This is a genomic window from Roseibium algicola (assembly GCF_001999245.1).
Taxonomy (GTDB): domain Bacteria; phylum Pseudomonadota; class Alphaproteobacteria; order Rhizobiales; family Stappiaceae; genus Roseibium; species Roseibium algicola.
Genome location: NZ_CP019630.1, coordinates 5,959,906 through 5,978,910 on the forward strand (window position 1 = coordinate 5,959,906; position 19,005 = coordinate 5,978,910).

At 57.6% G+C, this 19,005-nt stretch carries 14 protein-coding genes; 1 reads left to right on the top strand and 13 read right to left on the bottom strand.

What is annotated here, in order from left to right:
• Window positions 1-6: 6 nt before the first annotated feature.
• The 6 genes from B0E33_RS27605 to B0E33_RS27635 all read right to left on the bottom strand — a co-directional run bounded on the left by B0E33_RS27605 (window position 7) and on the right by B0E33_RS27635 (window position 9,843).
• Window positions 7-303, bottom strand: a complete 297-nt coding sequence (locus B0E33_RS27605; protein ID WP_077292990.1) for a PAAR domain-containing protein — start codon at window positions 301-303, stop codon at window positions 7-9.
• 107 nt (window positions 304-410) lie between these two features.
• A complete protein-coding gene (locus B0E33_RS27610; RefSeq protein WP_167579607.1) occupies window positions 411-2,255 on the bottom strand; it encodes a M23 family metallopeptidase in 1,845 nt (614 codons plus the stop codon).
• A 253-nt stretch (window positions 2,256-2,508) separates the two neighbouring features.
• Window positions 2,509-4,314: an adenylate/guanylate cyclase domain-containing protein gene (locus B0E33_RS27615; RefSeq protein ID WP_265733507.1), complete on the bottom strand. Its 1,806-nt coding sequence runs from the start codon at window positions 4,312-4,314 to the stop codon at window positions 2,509-2,511.
• A 128-nt stretch (window positions 4,315-4,442) separates the two neighbouring features.
• Window positions 4,443-5,123 (bottom strand): hypothetical protein, encoded by a 681-nt coding sequence (locus tag B0E33_RS27620; RefSeq protein WP_208993332.1) that lies wholly within the window; start codon window positions 5,121-5,123, stop codon window positions 4,443-4,445.
• A 161-nt stretch (window positions 5,124-5,284) separates the two neighbouring features.
• Window positions 5,285-6,910, bottom strand: coding sequence for a caspase family protein (locus B0E33_RS27630; RefSeq protein WP_077292993.1), 1,626 nt, complete (start codon window positions 6,908-6,910; stop codon window positions 5,285-5,287).
• A 308-nt stretch (window positions 6,911-7,218) separates the two neighbouring features.
• On the bottom strand, window positions 7,219-9,843 hold the full coding sequence (locus tag B0E33_RS27635; protein WP_167579608.1) for a caspase family protein: 2,625 nt from the start codon (window positions 9,841-9,843) through the stop codon (window positions 7,219-7,221).
• 382 nt (window positions 9,844-10,225) lie between these two features.
• Here B0E33_RS27635 and B0E33_RS27640 point away from each other — a divergent pair, with 382 nt between their 5' ends.
• Window positions 10,226-11,077 (top strand): GNAT family N-acetyltransferase, encoded by an 852-nt coding sequence (locus B0E33_RS27640; RefSeq protein ID WP_022999381.1) that lies wholly within the window; start codon window positions 10,226-10,228, stop codon window positions 11,075-11,077.
• Between the two features lie 35 nt (window positions 11,078-11,112).
• On the opposite strand, the gene lhpI is transcribed toward B0E33_RS27640, so the two are convergent.
• From lhpI to B0E33_RS27675, 7 genes are all read right to left on the bottom strand, one after another.
• On the bottom strand, window positions 11,113-12,057 hold the full coding sequence (gene lhpI, locus B0E33_RS27645) for a bifunctional Delta(1)-pyrroline-2-carboxylate/Delta(1)-piperideine-2-carboxylate reductase (RefSeq protein WP_055653978.1): 945 nt from the start codon (window positions 12,055-12,057) through the stop codon (window positions 11,113-11,115).
• 102 nt (window positions 12,058-12,159) lie between these two features.
• The gene (locus B0E33_RS27650) at window positions 12,160-13,260 is read right to left on the bottom strand and encodes a calcium:cation antiporter (protein ID WP_228148041.1); all 1,101 of its coding nucleotides are present in this window, start codon (window positions 13,258-13,260) and stop codon (window positions 12,160-12,162) included.
• 132 nt (window positions 13,261-13,392) lie between these two features.
• Window positions 13,393-14,172, bottom strand: a complete 780-nt coding sequence (locus B0E33_RS27655; protein ID WP_022999384.1) for an ABC transporter ATP-binding protein — start codon at window positions 14,170-14,172, stop codon at window positions 13,393-13,395.
• Complete coding sequence (locus B0E33_RS27660) at window positions 14,169-14,924, bottom strand: ABC transporter ATP-binding protein (protein WP_022999385.1); 756 nt, start codon at window positions 14,922-14,924, stop codon at window positions 14,169-14,171. Before B0E33_RS27660 ends, B0E33_RS27655 begins: the two co-directional genes overlap by 4 nt.
• Window positions 14,925-14,935: 11 nt before the next feature.
• Window positions 14,936-16,072, bottom strand: a complete 1,137-nt coding sequence (locus B0E33_RS27665; protein ID WP_075282584.1) for a branched-chain amino acid ABC transporter permease — start codon at window positions 16,070-16,072, stop codon at window positions 14,936-14,938.
• A gap of 4 nt (window positions 16,073-16,076) precedes the next feature.
• Window positions 16,077-17,105, bottom strand: a complete 1,029-nt coding sequence (locus tag B0E33_RS27670; RefSeq protein WP_022999387.1) for a branched-chain amino acid ABC transporter permease — start codon at window positions 17,103-17,105, stop codon at window positions 16,077-16,079.
• Window positions 17,106-17,194: 89 nt separating this feature from the next.
• Window positions 17,195-18,541, bottom strand: coding sequence for a substrate-binding protein (locus tag B0E33_RS27675; RefSeq protein ID WP_031268785.1), 1,347 nt, complete (start codon window positions 18,539-18,541; stop codon window positions 17,195-17,197).
• Window positions 18,542-19,005 lie beyond the last annotated feature (464 nt).

Here is a 19,005-nt window from a genome sequence, read left to right on the forward strand (position 1 = left end):
CCTGGTTCAGCCCCCGATAAGAACGGTAAATTCCCCTGTCGTGATCGCGCCACCCTTGGCTGTCGGATCGCCAATGCGGGCCGCGGGCAAACTTCCGATAAGAACAGTCAGCGACCCCATGATAATGGGGTCGACATTTGCCGGCGGAGGCCCGACACACACGCAAAGGTCCGTCATTCTGGCTGCAGGACGCTTGCCGATCAGGACGTTGATCTTGCATGGCGGCGCAATTGGCAACCCCGGTGGAATGGGTGTCATCGGGCACATATGAAAATCGCCCAGGCGGGCAGCTGGTCTGGTCATGGCAGCCTCGTGCGTTGTTACACTCTTGCCAGAATGAACGTTCCTGCGACAAATACTGGGACCTGGATCACAGTCTGGCGTATTTCAGCGCTTCCGCAAGTCCTGTTTCACTGCACGCTCAAAATGTCGGCAATCACCGTCCGGTATTCCTGCAGATCCTTGCCCCCGACAGACTGCGGTGCTTCCGCTCCCGTCTCCATTTCAAAGGCCAGCGGGTCTGTCGGCTCTCCCCTGTGCCTGATTTCGAAATGAAGGTGCGGTCCGGTGGAAAGCCCCGTAGTTCCGACGTAACCAATCAGATCACCCGCCTGAACCACAGACCCTAGCTGGATGCCATCGGCGTATTCATGCATATGCGCGTAGCGGCTGGTAATTCCGTCCTTGTGGGTGAGTTCAATGAAATTGCCATACCCGCCTCGAACATCGCGATAGGTGACCTTTCCGGAAAAGGCCGCGTGGATCGCGGTTCCAGTGGGGGCCGCCCAATCGACACCGGCATGCAGGCGTTCCGTTTTCTTGATCGGATGAAATCTCATGCCGAACTTCGATGTCAGAACACCTTTGACCGGGACAAGCATGGCGCCGGACAAGCTGACCTTGCCGCCTTCGTTCACACAGGCAAAACCGCGATTCCCCGGCGCTTTGAGCACGTAGCAGCGAACGGACCAGTCGTCCCCGCGCCGAACACCGGCAAAGAGCACCCTGCCACCGCCACGCTTCTCGTCTCGAGCACTGTCCGTGAATACCAGAGTAACTCTCTCATCTGGTTTGATTGACCGCTTCAGGTCGGTCATGGGCGCCAAATATGCGATTGCCTCGCCCACGATAGAAGCGGGCACGGCATTGCGGACTGCAGTGGCATAAACACCGTCGATCAAGCGATGCGAGTTGGCAGGTTGAGTTGCCTCCTCACCCGCGATCTTCTGTTCCACGATCGTCTTGCCAAACCAGGGATCGGCGCCGGCTACGTACCCGTCTCCGTCTCTCCCAACCGAATAGGCGGCTGTACCGATATACCCTTCACGGCCGTAGATCGAAATCTGGACAGGCCGATAATAATCGCCAATCCGGCCTACCTTGTTCGGCATGCGAACACCACGCACCGCGATCTTGTCGCCTGCGATCAAATCGCTTTTGTCAAAGTTGTCCTTGACGAATTCCACCAGCGAATCCAGGACTTCCTCGTCGAAGCCTTTGCCTTTCAGGAAATCCTTGAGCGGAGCCGCTTTTGCTACCTCCTCGCGTACTTCGACCCGGCTGGGCCCCTGACCGATGGGACGCTCGGTGAGATAGAGGTTCAACGTGTCCGTTGACGGTTTCAGAAACACCGGCAAATCGGGAGAACCATCGTCCCCGGGCCGCGCATCTTCTTCAACGACTATGCCCTCGGCCTCATCCCCGCCCCCGAAATTGCCGAACTGAAAGTCCGCCTCACTACCTGGTGCGCGTATAACAAGGTTGCCGTCATCGTCCAGCATCTGGCTGTCCAGCACGTAAGCGGCAACAGACGGTACCGACGCAGCACCGTCCCCGATCGCAGCGGCTGGCACTGGACGCTCCGACAAGTCTATCCGCCGATTGGCGGCACCATCCTTCAAAAGGACCGGGTCGCCCGCCAACGGAATGACAGCAGAGAGGGCCATGTCGAAAAAAGGATCGGCCGGAACATCGAGATCCTCTTCGTTGGTCAACGCAGTGTCATCAACATCCTGTTCCAGGGCTTGGTCATTGGCGGCGGTTTCGTCGGGATCTTGCTGCGGAGCATTTTCCGGAGAGGCGCTGTCCGACACCGCTTCGGCGATATCCTGTAAGCCGATTTCCTCGGGAGGTGACAAGGATATCGCGCCGGAGGAGATCAGATGGGCAATGCCGCCAGCAGCACCACCCAGCACCAGGAACCCGATGGCCATTGCAGCATAAAGCACAATGGGTGACCGTTTCGGAGCTGCCACCTTGGCCGGCGCAGCTCCTGGGTTTGGCGGTGATGTAGCGGTAGGGCCAGCTTGTGGCGCCTTTTGCGACGGACGGATCACGGTCCTGTCAAACTCTGGGCGATGAGCACCCGGATTTTGGTTGTCAGGCCATTGGACCATTGTGAGACCTTAAGCGCAGCGTCGCAGCTGCTCAGGCTGCTGAAAATCAATACCCCGATCATGCCGGATGATTGGGAAAGATGCAAAAAATGCTGTGTTTGAAAGCGCTTCGTCAGGAGCGCGGAAACGTGACCAGCTTACTCCTGTCCTGTTCCTGCCGCGCGATCGTCCGTTTTTCTTCCGGTTCCATGTACATTTCAGGTAGATCCAGAGTGTAAACGATGATGTCGGAACTGAGACCGCGCAATTGTCCCTTCCAGATCTCAGCAACCGGATAGGACGAAGGCAGTTTCTCGGCGACCGATTGACTGACTGCGAGACGAACCTTGTGGTCCTTGGCAACGGATTCGACCCGGCTTGCCGTGTTGACGGTGGTGCCCATGACTGTGAAGGAACGGCGATGCTCACCACCGATGTCGCCGACCAGAACCGGTCCGGCGTTAAGGGCTATGCGCAGGTCCAGCGGCGGTTGTCCGGTGATTTCGCGCAATCTGTCTAGCAGGTTAATGATTTCTGTTGCGGCATCGACAGCCGATTTTTCGGGATGCTCAACCGTATTGGGTGCGTTCCAGACCGCCATGATCGCATCGCCGATATACTTGTCGATATACCCTTGGTGAGCAGTGATCACCTGTCCGATTCTGTCAAAACAGGAATTGACCACGCGTACCACATCCTTATCGGCGAGCTTTTCCGACATCTTGGTGAAGCCCACGATATCGATGAAGGCCACGACGACATGCCGGGTTTCCCCACCAAGCGCCGGCAACTGTTCAGAACTCGCCATCAGCTTGATGACATCCGGGGCAAGGTAGTGACCGAAGAGCCTCACCAGAGACCTCTGCCGGCGCTGCAGGATGCCAACCTTCCCGACAGCCGCGATGATTGTCGCGGTGACGAAGGCAACCGGAGCAACGCCTGGCGAAGGAAACATGCCGAGCTCCATACTGCCAAGGCTCACCCCCAGTCCGCAAAGCACTCCGCCGACAGCCACAACCGGTAAGACGACCAGCGGAAGCGACAGACCTGCGAGCGCGCCAACCACGGCAAAGATGACTGCAAATGCGGGGACAAGGCCAGCGGGGGGCTCGGTCACGATCCTTCCGGCGATAGGCGAGCCGATGAAATCGGCCAGTACAAATACACCGGCGGTTTGCGGCTGTACGCGTGGTCGCCCGCTTGGCCCCGTTTCCGCTAGTTCTTCCGGCAGATGAGGCAGGAAACGGTCTGAAAAAAGATGCTCGTCTTCATAGGGCAACAGCCCGCCGAACAGTACGATGCGGCCTTCTGCAAAACGGGCAAGCTCTTGCCTGCCCTCTTCACTTTCCAGAAGCTGTAGAACGTCGATAAGCGAAAGATACGGAACGGACGTCGCGAGGCGGGCGGATGGCACCGGAATGTAGGTTTCAGCTAACTCGACACCTGCGATACCCAAAAGCGCATCGATCAGATGTGGAGAAGCGGTGAGAGGTGAATGCGGCTCGTGTCGTCGCACCACACCGTCGCTGTCAGTTGAAACGATAACCGACCTGACACCGCCCTCACCGGCTGCAGCGGAAAACATGCGTTGAGGGACGCCTATTTCGGTGTGAGCAATGAACACCTTGCCGCGGTTCTGATAGAGGAATCGCTGAAATGCCAGGTCAAAGCCTTTCAATCTGGCTTCGCCGGTGCTGGGATCCACAAAGCCGTCCGCACTATAGGCAAATACAAAGTCATAGCCCAGCGCCACCGCGCCGGCATTCAACATGGCTTGTCCGGCCTCTGCCAGAACCGGGGTCATCAGAACCCGCGGTATTGGTGCCAACCGGTCGGAGTTAAGCGCTTTTTGATCAAGACCGACCACGACAACAGGTGCAGGACCTGCCTGCTCCTTGTTGTCCATGAGGGCCTTGATCTGGAACAGGCGGTCTGTCACCCACCCTTCCCAGATGGCCTTTTGAGCGGATAAACCGATGGCGATCCCAGCCCCTACCGCAACGAGTGCGATGAGCAAGATGAGCTGTTTTCGTCCAATGGCTGCGTCCGCGAACCGGCCGCCAAATATCATTTCACGATGACGACAGCGGTTTTCCGTCCAACCTGGACCGGGTCAATGGTGATCGTGCGCATGACGACACCATAGTCTGGCGCCTTGCCTTGCAGGAACAGCTCAACCTCAACGGCCTCGTCTTCCGGCTCACGGTTCGGCATGTCGGTCAGAATATTGTCGAGCATGTCGAAGCGCTTGGGTTCACCGCCCCCAAAGGAAACAAACACCGTGTCGTATTGATCGCGCAGCTTGTTGTCGAACCGCAGCATCAATGACGCAGCTTTCTTGTTTTCCAGTGTAAGGCCACGCAGCGTGACGGTCAGACCTTTGTCAGCCTTTTCGCTGTCGGTTCCGCTGTCTGCCTGCAAGCAGTTTCCCGCTCTCAGAACTTTCTGTTCAGAACCCTCTGCTGTGTATCCCTCGGAAGATACCTTGAGCACACCGGCCTGAATCCTGACTTCCTGACACGCGGAATAGTCCAGCAGGTCAACATGTCCGGTAGCGCCGAGATCGACTACGTCACCAGGCATTAGCTCGGTAAACGCGGACACATCAACACCTTCCGACTTGTCCAGCACCAGCGCAATCGGATCCGCTAGTGCAGATCCGGCGGACAGCGCAAACATCAGACCAGCGATAGCACTCGTGGCCTGCAAACTTCGCCTTGAACAGGCATGCTTCAAAATCCGTTTCATGAAGGGCTCCTGATTCCCTGGTCATTCCAAATACGCCCGGCCTTTTCGACGCAGCCCAGCGCTGACTATGGTTCGATATTACCAGAGGATGGCGAAATGAGTGTGGCCATGGTCACAAAAATTCTTTTCAAGCGCAACAAGATAGAAGGAGACCTCGCGTGTCAGCCGGCAGGCTCCGTGTAGACACCGGCAATACCCACGGCATCTGCATACTGGCCAATCAACTCAAGCAATTTTGGTGTCAGCTCGGCGCTCAGAGGTTTGCCATCGAGTGCAGCCAATACGCCGACCAATTGAGGCATCGGTTTGGCCGCCCGTACCATAACGATATGGTCCGCACCGAACGGCAGGGCAGCCCTCAAGTTCAACACGTAAGGCTTGGCTGCCTGAACCGTGGTGTCCTTGCCAAGCGGATCCGCTTTCTTGTTGGGGGCAAGCAGACGAAGCGTGCCGTCTGCTTCCAGCGCGAACACGGCCATATTGCCTGACTGGTCCGATTTAAGACCAACCTTGAACGCATCTCCTTCAGGGATATGCCCGACTGACGGCTGGAGTGTTCCTTCAATAGGCTGGCGCTCACGCGACAAGGCATAAAGATCGGTCAGAAAACCCCATTTGGTCACAACATCGGAAAACCGGTCGATGTTGGTCGCCTTGCCGCGCAGCACCACGTCGCCAAATTTGGTCAGGACGTCGCCTTCTTCCACATCCCAGAACAGATCCGCGGTCCCATCTTCAACGACCTTGAGGCGGCCCTCCTGTTTGCCGGCCAGCTGCTGCAATACCGGTGTGGCAGCATTGGTGCTCGCAGACAGGGTCAAGACGCCGTTTTCATGTGCGAATATCTGCTCGTTGACACGCGGCAGGACAGCGGCGCGGCTGTCACCGCTCATGGTCAGGCTGGGCGACTGGCGTCCCTCCGTTGCGACCCGCACGGTTTCCTTGAGAAACAGGCTGAGCTCCTCCATTGAGATACCGCCATCGCGATCCAGATCCGCCCTTCCCTCGACACCGCGCGCAAAGGCCCAGCTCAAGGCACCGCGCGGTTCACCGGCAATCATAAGCTCCGGGATGACCTGTCCATCGACAGTAGCGCCTACGTAGATAACGTTGGGAAGGTCCTGGACATCGCCTGACTGCTGCGCGTTTCTGGCCAGCATGGGCGGAAGAGGTTGAGAGCGAAGGGCGTCGTTCTCGAACGGTGGTAAACCAACCAGCCGCGTCCCCAGCCGCGTGATACGCGGGTCCACGGATCGGGTCATTGTGCCTGAGTGGCAGCTATCTGCCAGAACCAGAACACTGCGTCCACCAGCAGCCCGGAGCATTGCGGCGATGTCATCGTCTCGCAGTCTCTCGCCATTACCCGGAGCTGCAATATCGAAACCGGCCAGAAGGAAGACTTCGTCCATGCCGTCTTCTTCCGAACCCTTTACCCACTCGGGCTCCTGCGCCCCGTGCCCAGCATAGGACAAAACAAGAACATCATCAGCGTCCGCGCGGGAAATGAGATCCTGCCACGACGAAAGGATTGCCTGCCTTGACGCATCGGCATCGTATAGCGTGGTCAGGTCGGTAACACCGGCAGCTGTCAGTGTTTCGGCGATGTCTCGCGCATCATTGACCGCCCCCTTCAAGGGAGAAACGTGCTGATAGGCGTCGACGCCCACAACGAGTGCTCGCCACTGTCCGGCTTCCGCTGTCGAGCCAAAGCTCACCGCAATAAGAAACAGGCCGCACATTCTGGCCCAGAAATATCGTCCGGACGCCAGGCCAAATGGAACATTCATCGGTGTTACCTTTTCTGTGCGAGGTTAGCCCCAGCTACCGCCGCCGCCGCCACTTGGGCCACCGCCGCCGCCACCTCCACCATTATCCCGATCCCGTAAACTAGGATCATTGATGGGATCGTACACAGGCGAAGAAGCTGGGCTTGTTGTCGTCTTTGTCCGTGTTACTGGTTTTGCACTTTGTGGGGGTGAGACTGCTTGCGGAGCCGGATTTTGCTGTGTCTGGCATCCTGCCACCATCAGCGTCAGCAGTCCTGTGACTGGCAATAAGTACAAGAACGATTTCATCTGAATATCTCCCTCAACGATTAAAACAGATCATATCTGGGACGGTTCTGTTCCCACTGATGCTTTACCAGTGCAATCAGGGCCTCATCGCCTTCGGAAGGCGCCCGTCCAGAGGCTTCAAAGAAGTCGGCCAGGGCTTCACGGGTTTTCCGTCCCGGCTGCCCGTCAACCGGTCCTGGATCGAAACCGAGATCGGTCAGGGTCTGTTGCAACACCTTTGCCTTGAGGTTTTTCCGCGCATCGCCGAGAGCGGTCTTTGCCTGCTCGGCAGCCTGCGAAGACGGTTCAACAGCCACAGCCATGGCAAGCATGCGAACACGGTCCTGGCCTGCGGCATCGCCATCTTGCTGGCCAAGCATCCACGCGGTGTTGAATGCACCCCAGGGATCTCCGCGCTGGGCACTTTCACGGAACCAGCGAGTTGCCTCTTCCGCGTTTTTCTCAACACCCTGGCCATTGTAGTAAAGCAGTCCGATGGCCGTGCCTGCGGCGGGGTGCCCGCCTTCATGTGCTTTCATGAACCAGCCAAGCGCTGCTTCATAGTCCTGCGGCACACCTTTACCATCGCGGTACAGCGTCCCCATGTTCAGGTAGCCATAAATGTCGTTCCGCGATGCCGAGCGATTGTAGTAATAAACGGCGCGGTCGATGTTTTCTTCCACGTGCTGGCCATTCAGGTAGAAGCCACCAATGGCATTGAACGAGAACGTGTGGCCTGCCTCCACCGACTGCAGCAGTTTGTCCAGGCCGTCCTTTTCGTTCTGGGCCGTGCCTTCGCCCTTGATCTCGGCCATACCAAGCGAATGCAGAGCATAGGCGTCTCCCCGCTCCGCAGCCTTGCGGTATAGGTCGACAGCCTTCTCACGGTCACGATCGATCCCGGCACCCAGGAAATACATGCGCCCCAGCACCTGGCCGGCACGAACATGTCCCATCTGGTAGGCTTGTTCAAAGTAACCGACAGCCTGTTGCAGGTTACCGGCGGCAAATGCTCCACGACCGCGCTGGAAGACGAACCGGCCGATCTCCGGGTAGGCAGCCATCGCTTCGGCGCAGGCCGTATCCACAGCCGCCGCATCAAGATCATTGGCGAGCCGTCCTTCCGTAACCGCCTGCAAATCGAAAGGCTGGGTTGCCAGGCGATCGCACTGCGTTACACGGGGTTGAACGATCTGCGTGATGGTTCTGGCGGGCGTTCCTTCGACAGCCGGCAATTCCAGAGCAAATTTCCGCGCTTCGCTTTCGCTGCCGATCTGCGGACGGACGGTCAACGTCGCGAGCGCAGAAACAGGAAAACGGTCGCCGGCCTGCAGCAATCGGTTGTCGGAAGCAAGCTGCAGGTCCGTATCGACAGAGACAACCTTCAGCCAATCGCTTGTTGCCGGCAGATCCTCGACAGGCGCATCCGGATAGACGTTTACGGGGCCGGTGCCGATATCAGCTTCTACCGCTCCCTTTGAGGCCGTGTTGCCCAGCCATGACAGGAGAGCTTCAAGCCGCTTTGTGCGGTTTTCCTCCACCTGCTCGTTTTGCACCGGCGTTTCGGCCTGTGCGACCGTAATTGAGGCGATCGCGGATGCAGAACCACCCCATTGGTCCTCTACCTCGTAGGAGATCAGTTCCACGTCGCCGGGTTGGGTGCCTTCCGGAAAGAACTCGAGACTGGCAAGCTCTGCCGCATCTATCACGTCCCCTTCGGCAACGGCCCGGCCTCCCGGCAGCTTCAAGGTACCTTTTTCAGGTAGCAAGGTGAGCTTCGCCTTCAGCTTTCCACCTTCCGGCTGAACCGGTTCGGGGATGCTGATCGGGACGGATTCAGCCGATGCAGATACACTGACCCTGTGATGAGCAGTCACGATCGGAGCCGGTTTGGGCGGTACGAAATAGAAGCTGGTGACGAGCGTTGAATCCTCATATGGGATCTGCTGGCCGCCGGTCTTGCGAACCACGTCATCGCGAACCTTGGTCATCAGGTCCTTGATCTCGAGCGCCGGATCAAGAGCATTTTCGACCACAGAAGAGGTGAACGGGCTCATCGGCCCCTTGCCGTCGTAGGCAACCTGACCAGGACGTGTGGCATAGGAGATGAATGTGCCGAGCTTGTTCGGAATCCGGCGCAGCCCTCTGGTCTTTCCGAGCGAATATTCTTCCTCGCCCCAAAACAGGCTTGCGATTTCGAACGGGTTGTCCCGGCAGGCGTCAAGCATGACGATCTGCAGGCTGGAAGCGGCCTTCATGTAGTCCAACAGATGGGACACCTTGAGGCTTTCGAATTCCAGGTCGTATTGAGAGGACAGTTTGGCGTCGACAGGAAGAATGAAATTGGATTCGCCAACCTGAAGCGCATGACCGGAATAGTAGAACAGCGCCGTGTCGCCGTCGTTCAGTTCCCGCAGGAACCGGCGTACGACCTGTTCCAGATCCTTCTTGTTGAGGTCCGTGCCGATCGTCACATCAAAATCGGCCTCCCGAAGGATCCTGGCGATTTCCGTCGTGTCCGTAACGGGATTTTCCAGCGGGGTCACATACTGGTATTCCTGGTTGCCGATGACCAGCGCAACCCTGCGCCCGTCCTCGGTCTGTGCCATCGCCTGGGCGGAAGGCAATGCAAGAGCAGCCCCCACCGGCAGGCTCAGAAGGCCCATCCTGACAGCTTTCCTAAACCGGCCAACAGGCTTGGTGGAGGTCATAGATTTGCCAACTCGTGTGGCAAGAGGTCGATAATCCCGTTTCTGCATAACGTCCTCAGCGCTTAAATCCGCGTGTAACTATCGCGCTAGAGCTGCTGCCTGTCTGTGATGGAACTCACACGGAGGCACTTCCGGCTCCAAAGCGTCCGGCGCCCCCGTCGATCAAATACCCTTAGGGAAAGTGATGCACACTTGTGGTTCCGACGCAAGGGAGACGACATCAGCAACCGTCAGCTGTTCAGGCAAAGCCGAGGGAATGCCACCTCAGGCAAGTGTTTCTTTTCATTTCGAGTCATCCTACGCTGCTGCAAAAGCCTGCAAATGCTCGGGAGGTCAGATGACAGACGCGTTCAGGATTCGCCAGCTGAAGGAAAGTGAGATTCACATTCCACTCGAATTGGCGATGGAGGAAGGTTGGAACCCCGGGATTGAAGACGGCCCAGCATTCTTCACAGCCGATCCGAACGGGTATTTTGCCGGCGAAATAGACGGAAAGTTGATCAACGTTATTTCGGCAGTCCGCTACGGCGATACATTCGGCTTCATCGGGCTCTATATCTGCAAGCCCGAATTCCGGACCATGGGATACGGCCACCGGATCTGGGACCATGCAATGGCATATCTGGGGTCTCGGGTCATCGGTCTGGATGCGGTAAATGAGCAGACTGCGAGTTATGCCCAGCACGGGTTCAAATCTGTCTACCGGAACATCCGGCATGCCGGCATCTCAATGTGCGATACGCCCATGGACCCGCGCCTTGCACCACTGGGTCATGGCCTTTTTCCCGGCATACGTGATTATGACCAACGCTTCTTTCCGGCTGAACGCACGCAATTCCTGAAGACCTGGGCCGCCCCCATGCTGGAAACACGTCGCGGCTTTGCCTTTGTCGAAGATGGTCATGTCAGGGGCTACGGCATTATCCGCCAGTGCCATGAAGGCTACAAGATCGGGCCCCTTTTCGCGGATGAGCCGGAAATTGCCGATACCTTGTTCCGCACACTTGCCGGTCAGGTCAAAGGACAGACCATTATCCTCGACACGCCCGAACCCAATGCGGCAGCATTGCTGATGGCGGAAAAATACGAGCTGTCACCGGAATTTGAAACCTTCCGCATGTATCGCGGCCTGGCACCCGATCTGCCTTTGGACCAGCTCTACGGCATCACAACATTCGAATTGGGCTGAGGCGGCAGTCCGCCCCGCGCCCTGTGTGTTTCCAATCAATGCTCGACTGACTGGTAGGCAAGAATGGCGCCGGCAAGGTCTTCCAGCGCTGCCCCCACCGACTTGAACATGGTGATGGCTTCTTCACTCTGCCGGCCAGGATGGTCACCCCGACAAAGCTCATACAGGTCAGCCTTGATTTCGCCTGGCGACAATACCCCGGCCTTGATCGGCTGAACGATATCTCCACCTTCGGAAAGGCACCCATCGCGGGTGTCCACGAAGATCTCTGCCCGCTTGACAAGATCGTCGTCACTCTCGCGCATGCTGGGCTTGAAGGCCCCCACAAGATCCACATGCGTTCCCGGCTTCAACAAGGCACCCTTGATCAAGGGTTCGGAAGAGAGAGTTGCGGCACTGACGATATCCGCTTCCCCAAGCGCTTCCTTCAAACTTGTTGCTGACTTCAGTTTCACCGGGAACTGGTCGGCAAGCGAGCGCACGACTTCTTCCGTCTTTTCCCTGGACCGCCCCCAGATGGTGACTTCGTCAATGGAACGAACGGCCATATGCGCGGCGATCAGATTGGGAGCAAGGCGCCCGGTGCCGAGTACCAGCAGATGCCGCGCGTCGGAGCGAGCCAGGTAGCTGGCCGCAAGTGCGGAGGCCGCTGCGGTGCGCCTGGCTGTCAATTCGCCACCGTCGATAAGCGCGAGCATCTCTCCGGTTCGTGCATCCGACAAAAGGTATTGCGCAGAAATTGCGGGAAGATTGCGCTCCGAATTGCCCGGAACCACATTGACCACCTTTACGCCCGCATATCCGCCCGGCACCCAGGCCGGCATCAGCAGCACAGTCGCATCGGGTTCACCGGGTATTTCCATGTCATGATGGTGGCGGGTTGGCATCACGCAGCCAGACCGGAACATCTTTGCCAAAGCGTCTATCAGATCAGGATATGGCAACGCATCGCGGGTCTGGTCTTCGGTCAAAAGCAGCATGTTGGGCCAATCTGTTAAGTGTTAACTTTATTGATACAAATCATATTCCCCGGAGCAGTCCAAGCATTTGCTCGGACGAAAAACTCCAGGAGAGCGTAATTTTCAGGACAAGTCGAAGATCATCATTACATAGGCGGCGAACAGTGCCAGATGAACCGCGCCCTGGAGATAGTTCGTCGCCCTGCTGCCGAACGTCAACAGGCTTATGAACAGGGTCAGCACGAGCATGATGATGTCGGCAGGTTCCAGGCCGAGCTCAATCTTGAGTCCTGTCACCCAACTTACGAGAAGAACGGCTGGCACTGTCAGACCAATGGTCGCCACCGCGGATCCAAGGCAGATATTTACAGCGCGCTGAAGCTTGTTATCACGTGCAGCCTGCAAAGCGCTGAGCCCCTCGGGCATCAGCACAAGTGCCGCAACAATGAACCCGCTCAAGGCCAGCGGTGCTCCCAGCCCCTCGATACCGAATTCCACATAGAGTGCGAGCTTCTTCGACAGGAGGATGATCGGAAGAAGTGCCCCGAACAGGCCAATGATGTGAAATGGCATCGACCGGACGACCACGCCATGATGCCCTTCATCATGGCCGTCGTCGTCGGGCTGCCGAAAGATATCGCTGTGCGTTACCGTCTGGATCGCCAGAAACACGCCATACAGCAGCAGGCACATGACGACATCGAACGCTGACTGTAGCGGAGACAGCTCTCCGCCAGGAGCCGAGTGGGTGATGCGCGGCAACACGAGTGCAAAGATTGCCAGAGGCACAAGCACCGACAGGAACGCATTCGCGCCTTGCAGATTATAGGTCTGGTTCTTGTGGCGCAGACCGCCTGCCAAAAGACACAGGCCAACCAGCCCGTTCAGGACAATCATCACGACCGAGAACATCGTGTTGCGTGCCATCGTCGGAATGGCGTCGCCCGACAGCATGATCGCAACAATCAGCGCAACTTCGATCCCGATGACCGCCAGTGTCAGGATCAAGGTACCGAAGGGTTCGCCAAGCAGGGTTGCCAGGCATTCCGCGTGCCGGACGACCGAAAAGGCGCACCACATAACCGTGACGAATATGACCGCCAGTAGCAACAGCGACGGGACAATCCCGATCGTTTCCGGTTTCAAGGCATCGCCCGCGAAGGTGAAGGCGGCAAAGACCGCAAATCCAGTGAAGCTCGGCAATTCCGATTTGAGGCTGGTCACAAAGAAACCCGATAAAAAATGAAAACAGTCTGGACAGACTATAGGCCGCCGCCGCCGCCTTCAACCAATGCCGGCAGACAAAAAAAGGCCGGCGCTTGGCACCGGCCTTCAGCTTCTGAAATGTCCGCAGGGTCAGATCGCCAGGTATTCCTGACGTAGCTGCGGATTGTCGAGGACTTCCTGTGCAGATCCGTCGAACACGACCTCTCCCATGTCCAGAATGACCGCCCTGTCGGCAAGGTGAAGCGCCGCGATTGCGTTCTGTTCAACAATGATGGTCGTGATGCCGAGATCCTTCACGCCTTCGAGGATGCGCTCGATCTCCTGAACGATCACCGGTGCGAGGCCTTCATAGGGCTCGTCCAGCAACAGCAGTTTGATGTCGCGCGCGAGGATACGTGCAACAGCCAGCATCTGCTGTTCGCCGCCGGACATGGTGATGGCGTCCTGCGACCGTCGTTCGGCCAACCTCGGGAAATGCTCGTAGATACGCTCGATCGACCATCCGACCGGCTCGGCAATCTGCGAAAGCTCCAGGTTCTCCTGAACCGTCAGTCCCGGAATGATGCGTCTGTCTTCCGGAACGAGGCCGACGCCCTGGCGGGCTGCCTGAAAGCTCTTCATGGTGTGAAGCGGCTTGTGATCGAGCCACACCTCGCCATGTTTCAGCTGCGGATCCTCCATCCGGGCGATTGCACGCAACGTCGATGTCTTGCCTGCGCCATTGCGGCCCAGAAGTGCAAGGATCTCGCCCTCACGAATGTCAAAACTGACACCCTGAACGATATAGCTTTCGCCGTAATAGGCATGCAGGTCCCACGCAGAGAAAAATGCGGGGGCGCCGCCTTGAGATTTGCGCGGCGGGACGCCGGGAGCGGACCGGCCGCTGAACTGATCGTCAAGTAGGGTCACAGATGCGCTCCTCCGAGATAAGCTTCCTGTACGCGCGGGTCGCCCTTGATCTCTTCAGGCTTGCCTTCCGCGATGATCGTTCCCTGTGCGAGCACGGTGACCTTGTCGGCAAGCGAGAACACGACATGCATGTCATGTTCGATAACCACCTTGGTGATACCGCGTCCGGCAATCCGTTTCAGAAGATCGATCGTGTTGTTGGTATCGGCGCGGGACATGCCCGCGGTCGGTTCATCGAGAAGCAGCAGCTTCGGATCCTGCGAGAGGCACATGGCCAGCTCGAGCCGGCGCTTGTCACCACGTGACAGGGAACCGGAAATAACGTCTTTTTTCTCCGCCAGGCCGACGTCCTCCAGCATGTGAAGTGCCTTGTCCTGGATTTCCGCATCCCTATCGAGCCGCTTGAACGGACGCAGTGAGAACTGTCCGTCGCGCTTTGCCATGGTGGGGATGATGACGTTTTCCAGCAGGGTGAGTTCTGCGAAAATTTCAGGGGTCTGGAACACCCGAGAAACGCCGACCTGGTTGATCTCGTAGGGCTTCATGCCTGTGAGCGAGATATCACCGAACTTCACCGTGCCGGTATCCGGGATCAACCGGCCGATCATGCAGTTCAGGAAGGTCGATTTACCCGCTCCGTTCGGCCCGATGATCGCGTGAACAGTGCCCTGCTCCACCGAGAAGTTGACATTGTTGAGGGCTCTCAGACCGCCGAACGACTTGTTGACGCCCTCTACACGTAGGATTTCCATATTCTTGTTCCTTACTCTGCAGGGGCAGTTGCACGGTTCGGTTCGGACTTGCCGGACGACCGCTTGAACAGCTTACCGATCCGGGACACGCCTTCCATGATGCCACCAGGCAGGAAGATAACGATCAGCATGAAGAGAACACCGAGCGTAAGATGCCAGCCTTCACCGACGAACAGGCCGGCAACGGAGATGACGGGGCCTTCGATAAAGTCCGGAAGGAAACCGAAAATCTCATGCAGGGTCTGCTCGTTGAAGGCAGAGAAGATGTTCTCGAAATACTTGATCAGCGCCGCACCGAAGATCGGGCCGAGCAAGGTGCCTGCGCCGCCGAGAATGGTCATGAGAACGACCTCTCCCGACGCAGTCCATTGCATGCGTTCAGCACCCGCCAGCGGATCGGTGATGCACATCAAAGCACCGGCCAGACCTGCATACATTCCCGAGATCACGAACGCCGCCAGTGTGTAGGGACGCGGATTGAGGCCGGTGTAGGTCATACGGTTCTGGTTGGTCTTCACGGCGCGCAACATGATGCCGAAAGGCGACCGGAAGATCCGCTGTGCAACGAAGAAGCCGATCAGAAGGATGACCGCACAGAAGTAGAACCCGCCCCACCCGGTCATTTCAATGCCGAACAGGTTCGCGATCAGCGGGCCTTCCTGACCGCCATTGCCATCGAACAGACGCGGGTCGCTGCGCAGAACACGCAAGCCGGTCTCCCCGTTGGTGATTGGCGTCAGAACCGAATAGGCCAGGTTATAGGACATCTGAGCGAAAGCGAGCGTCAGGATCGAGAAATAGATGCCCGACCGGCGCAGCGACACATAGCCGATGGCAAGTGCGAAGATGCCGGACGCGATGATTGCCATGATCACGGCGGGGATCGGGTTCATGCCAAGCAGCTTGAACGTCCAGACTGCGGTGTAGGAACCGACACCCAGAAACGCGGCATGGCCGAATGACAGGTATCCAGTCAGACCGAACAGAATGTTGAAACCAGTCGCAAAGAGACCAAAGATTGCAAACTTCTGCAGAAGGTCGGGATAACCGGCACCAATCGGCTCAAGCCAGATCGGCATCGTAAGCACCGCGACAGCAAAGATCGCAAAGAAGATGTAGTCGCGTGCAGGAGATGTTTTTGTAGACATTTTTTTAGTTCTCCATGACGCCCTTGCGGCCCATCAGCCCGCGCGGACGCACGAGAAGGATGACCACAGCAACGAGATAGATGATGATCTGGTCGATGCCTGGAAGAATGGCCTTGATTTCATTCATCGATGCGAAGGACTGCAGGATGCCGAGCAGGAAACCTGCCGCGACGGCTCCAGGCAGCGACCCCATGCCGCCAACAACCACCACGACGAAGCTGAGCACGAGGAAGTCCATGCCCATGTGATAGTCGGGCGGCAGGATCGGCGTGTACATGACCCCGGCTAGACCGGCGACCACTGCGGCAATCGCGAAAACGATGGTGAAACGGCGCTCGATGTTGATGCCCAACAGCCCGACCGTATGACGGTCTGCCATGCCGGCCCGGACAACCATGCCGAAGGTGGTGAATTGCAGGAAGGCGAAGACGGCTGCGATGATGGCGCCTGCGAAGGCAAGGTAGACCATGCGCCAGTACGGATAGACGATCACGCCAGGATCCAAGCCGAGGGCAGCTCCGATGTCGGCTGCTCCGCGTACGGCATCTGGCGCGGTTTGCGGGATCGGGTTGGCGCCGAAAATCGACTTGATGATTTCCTGAAGAACGATAGCGAGGCCGAAGGTGACGAGGATCTGATCGGCGTGCGCCCGGTTGTAGAAGTGCTTGATCAGGCCGCGTTCCATGATGAAACCGAAAAGCAGCATGACCGGAATGGCAAGCAGGATGGAAACCGGCACCGAATAGTTGAGCACCCAGTGACCGAAGTCTCCGAGGTATGCCTCGATGTAGGGTGTACGGATTTCGAGGGGAGTTCCCCACGCCGTCGTCTTGGTCGGATCCGTCGTCACGATCTCCAGGCTGAGAAGCTTGTTGAACGACACCGCGCAGAACGCACCAAGCATGAACAAGGCACCATGCGCGAAGTTGACGACCCCAAGGGTCCCGAAAATCAGGGTCAGTCCCAAGGCGATCAGCGCGTATGCTCCGCCCTTGTCCAACCCGTTCAGCAGTTGAAGAATAATCACATCCATGGTCTTGCCGCTATTTGCTGCGTCACTTGCGTCCTGATAAGCAGCAGCCGCCGGCGGAGATCCTCCGGCGGCTGCCGACGTTCAAGAGCTTATGCGCCGTTGTTGCACGCGCCGAGTTCGCCACCCAGCATGTCTGCCGGGTATTCGACCTGCGAACGCGGAGTGACTTCCACCACTTCGAGAAGGTCGAACTGGGAGCTCGGGTTTTCTTTACCCTTCACGACCAGAACGTCCTTGAAGCACTGGTGGTCATCTGCACGATAGAGGGTCGGACCATTGCCCATGCCGTCGAACTCGAAGCCTTCGAGAGCTGCGGCGATCGCGCAAGGATCGAACGTGCCAGCCCGCTGTGCGGCATCGGCATAAAGCAGGGTCTGGACGTAGCAGGTGTGCGCAGCCTGGCTCGGCGGGAAGCCGTATTCCTGACCGAAGGACTTGACGAAAGCCTTGGAGCCTTCGTCCTGCAGCGACCAGTGCCAGTTGGTGGAGCCGAAGATACCCTTCACGTTTTCACCGGCACCCTGCGCCATCAGACGAGAGTACAGCGGAACCACGATCACGAAGTCCTTGCCGTTGACCTGCTTGTCGCGCAGACCGAACTGAACAGCCTGGGTCAGGGAGTTCACCATGTCCTTGCCATAGTGGTTCAGAACAAGAACGTCAGCACCGGAGTTCAGAACCGGCGTGATGTACTGCGAGAAGTCACCAGCGCCAAGCGGCGTACGAACGGCAGCTGTTGTCTCCCAGCCCATGCCTTCGGTGTACTTCTTGATGGATTCTTCCTGAGACCAGCCCCAGGTGTAGTCGGCGGTAAGGTGATAGGCCTTGCGATCGGTGCCGTAGTTGTTCTTCAGAACCGGAGCCAGCGCAGCGCCGGACATTTCGGTGTTGAAGAAGTGACGGAAACCGTTCTTGCGCTTGTCCTTGCCGGTGGTGTCGTTGGAGTGGGTCAGACCCGCCATGAAGATGACGCCTGCTTCCTGGCAGAGCGACTGCACGGCGATCGCCACACCGGAGGAAGAACCACCGGTAATCATGATAGCGCCGTCTTTTTCGATCATGCGCTTTGCGGATGCACGGGCTGCATCAGACTTGGTCTGCGTGTCACCGGTCACGAAGGCGACCTTCTTGCCGTTGACGCCGTTGCCCTTGAGTTCCTTCGACGAGAAGGTGTTCAACAAACCGCCGTCGCCTTCACCGTTCAGGTGCTTGACGGCAAGCTGATAGGCGCGCAGTTCGTCTGCCCCTTCGTCGGCATATGCGCCGGTCTGCGGAACGTTGAAGCCCAGAACGACTTCAGCGCCTGTCGGTTCGTTGAGATAACCGGCAGACCATGCGCGGCTGGTGAAAATGGTCGGCGTTGCCAATGCGGCACCGCCCAATGCGCCAGCGCGCAAAATGGAACGACGATTGAGGGGTTTACGAATTAAGCTCATACTTTCCTCCCAGAAAGGCGTCGCGTACCCACCTCGGGCACGCCTGCAATAGCTGTACAGCTGCAAGCAATTCCGGCTTGTTCCCCGTCCGGGATCCCGGCTCCTCCGCACCAAAACTGCAAGCTGCAACGACTGTAAAAAAATCATCTGCAAAACAGCAATACGACTATCGGATCGCTCACCCTCACCAACTCATTATACTTTCGAAGTAATCACGGCTAATCTTCGAATTTTCTCGCGATTTTTATTGCATTGCGTCATTTTGTTTCTTTTTGATTTTCAGCCACTTACTTCTCACGCATACCGCAACGCGAAATTACCTTGACGTAAAGGTTCAAAAATCCGGAATTTCAAAACGTTAGACCAAAGTGCAAGATCGGACGGAGCTCAAAGGACGTCCGCGGCGAAATTGACGGAGACGGATACGGGCGGATAAGCTGCGGCTCTCGCCTTCGTCCCCGTAC

Excerpts from the sequence above, each read along its gene's own strand:
- B0E33_RS27605 (WP_077292990.1), bottom strand. The coding sequence starts at position 303 with ATGACCAGACCAGCTGCCCGCCTGGGCGATTTTCATATGTGCCCGATG.
- B0E33_RS27620 (WP_208993332.1), bottom strand. The coding sequence starts at position 5,123 with ATGAAACGGATTTTGAAGCATGCCTGTTCAAGGCGAAGTTTGCAGGCC.
- B0E33_RS27630 (WP_077292993.1), bottom strand. The coding sequence starts at position 6,910 with ATGAATGTTCCATTTGGCCTGGCGTCCGGACGATATTTCTGGGCCAGA.
- B0E33_RS27635 (WP_167579608.1), bottom strand. The coding sequence starts at position 9,843 with ATGGGCCTTCTGAGCCTGCCGGTGGGGGCTGCTCTTGCATTGCCTTCC.
- B0E33_RS27640 (WP_022999381.1), top strand. The coding sequence starts at position 10,226 with ATGACAGACGCGTTCAGGATTCGCCAGCTGAAGGAAAGTGAGATTCAC.
- lhpI (WP_055653978.1), bottom strand. The coding sequence starts at position 12,057 with ATGCTGCTTTTGACCGAAGACCAGACCCGCGATGCGTTGCCATATCCT.
- B0E33_RS27660 (WP_022999385.1), bottom strand. The coding sequence starts at position 14,924 with ATGGAAATCCTACGTGTAGAGGGCGTCAACAAGTCGTTCGGCGGTCTG.
- B0E33_RS27665 (WP_075282584.1), bottom strand. The coding sequence starts at position 16,072 with ATGTCTACAAAAACATCTCCTGCACGCGACTACATCTTCTTTGCGATC.
- B0E33_RS27670 (WP_022999387.1), bottom strand. The coding sequence starts at position 17,105 with ATGGATGTGATTATTCTTCAACTGCTGAACGGGTTGGACAAGGGCGGA.
- B0E33_RS27675 (WP_031268785.1), bottom strand. The coding sequence starts at position 18,541 with ATGAGCTTAATTCGTAAACCCCTCAATCGTCGTTCCATTTTGCGCGCT.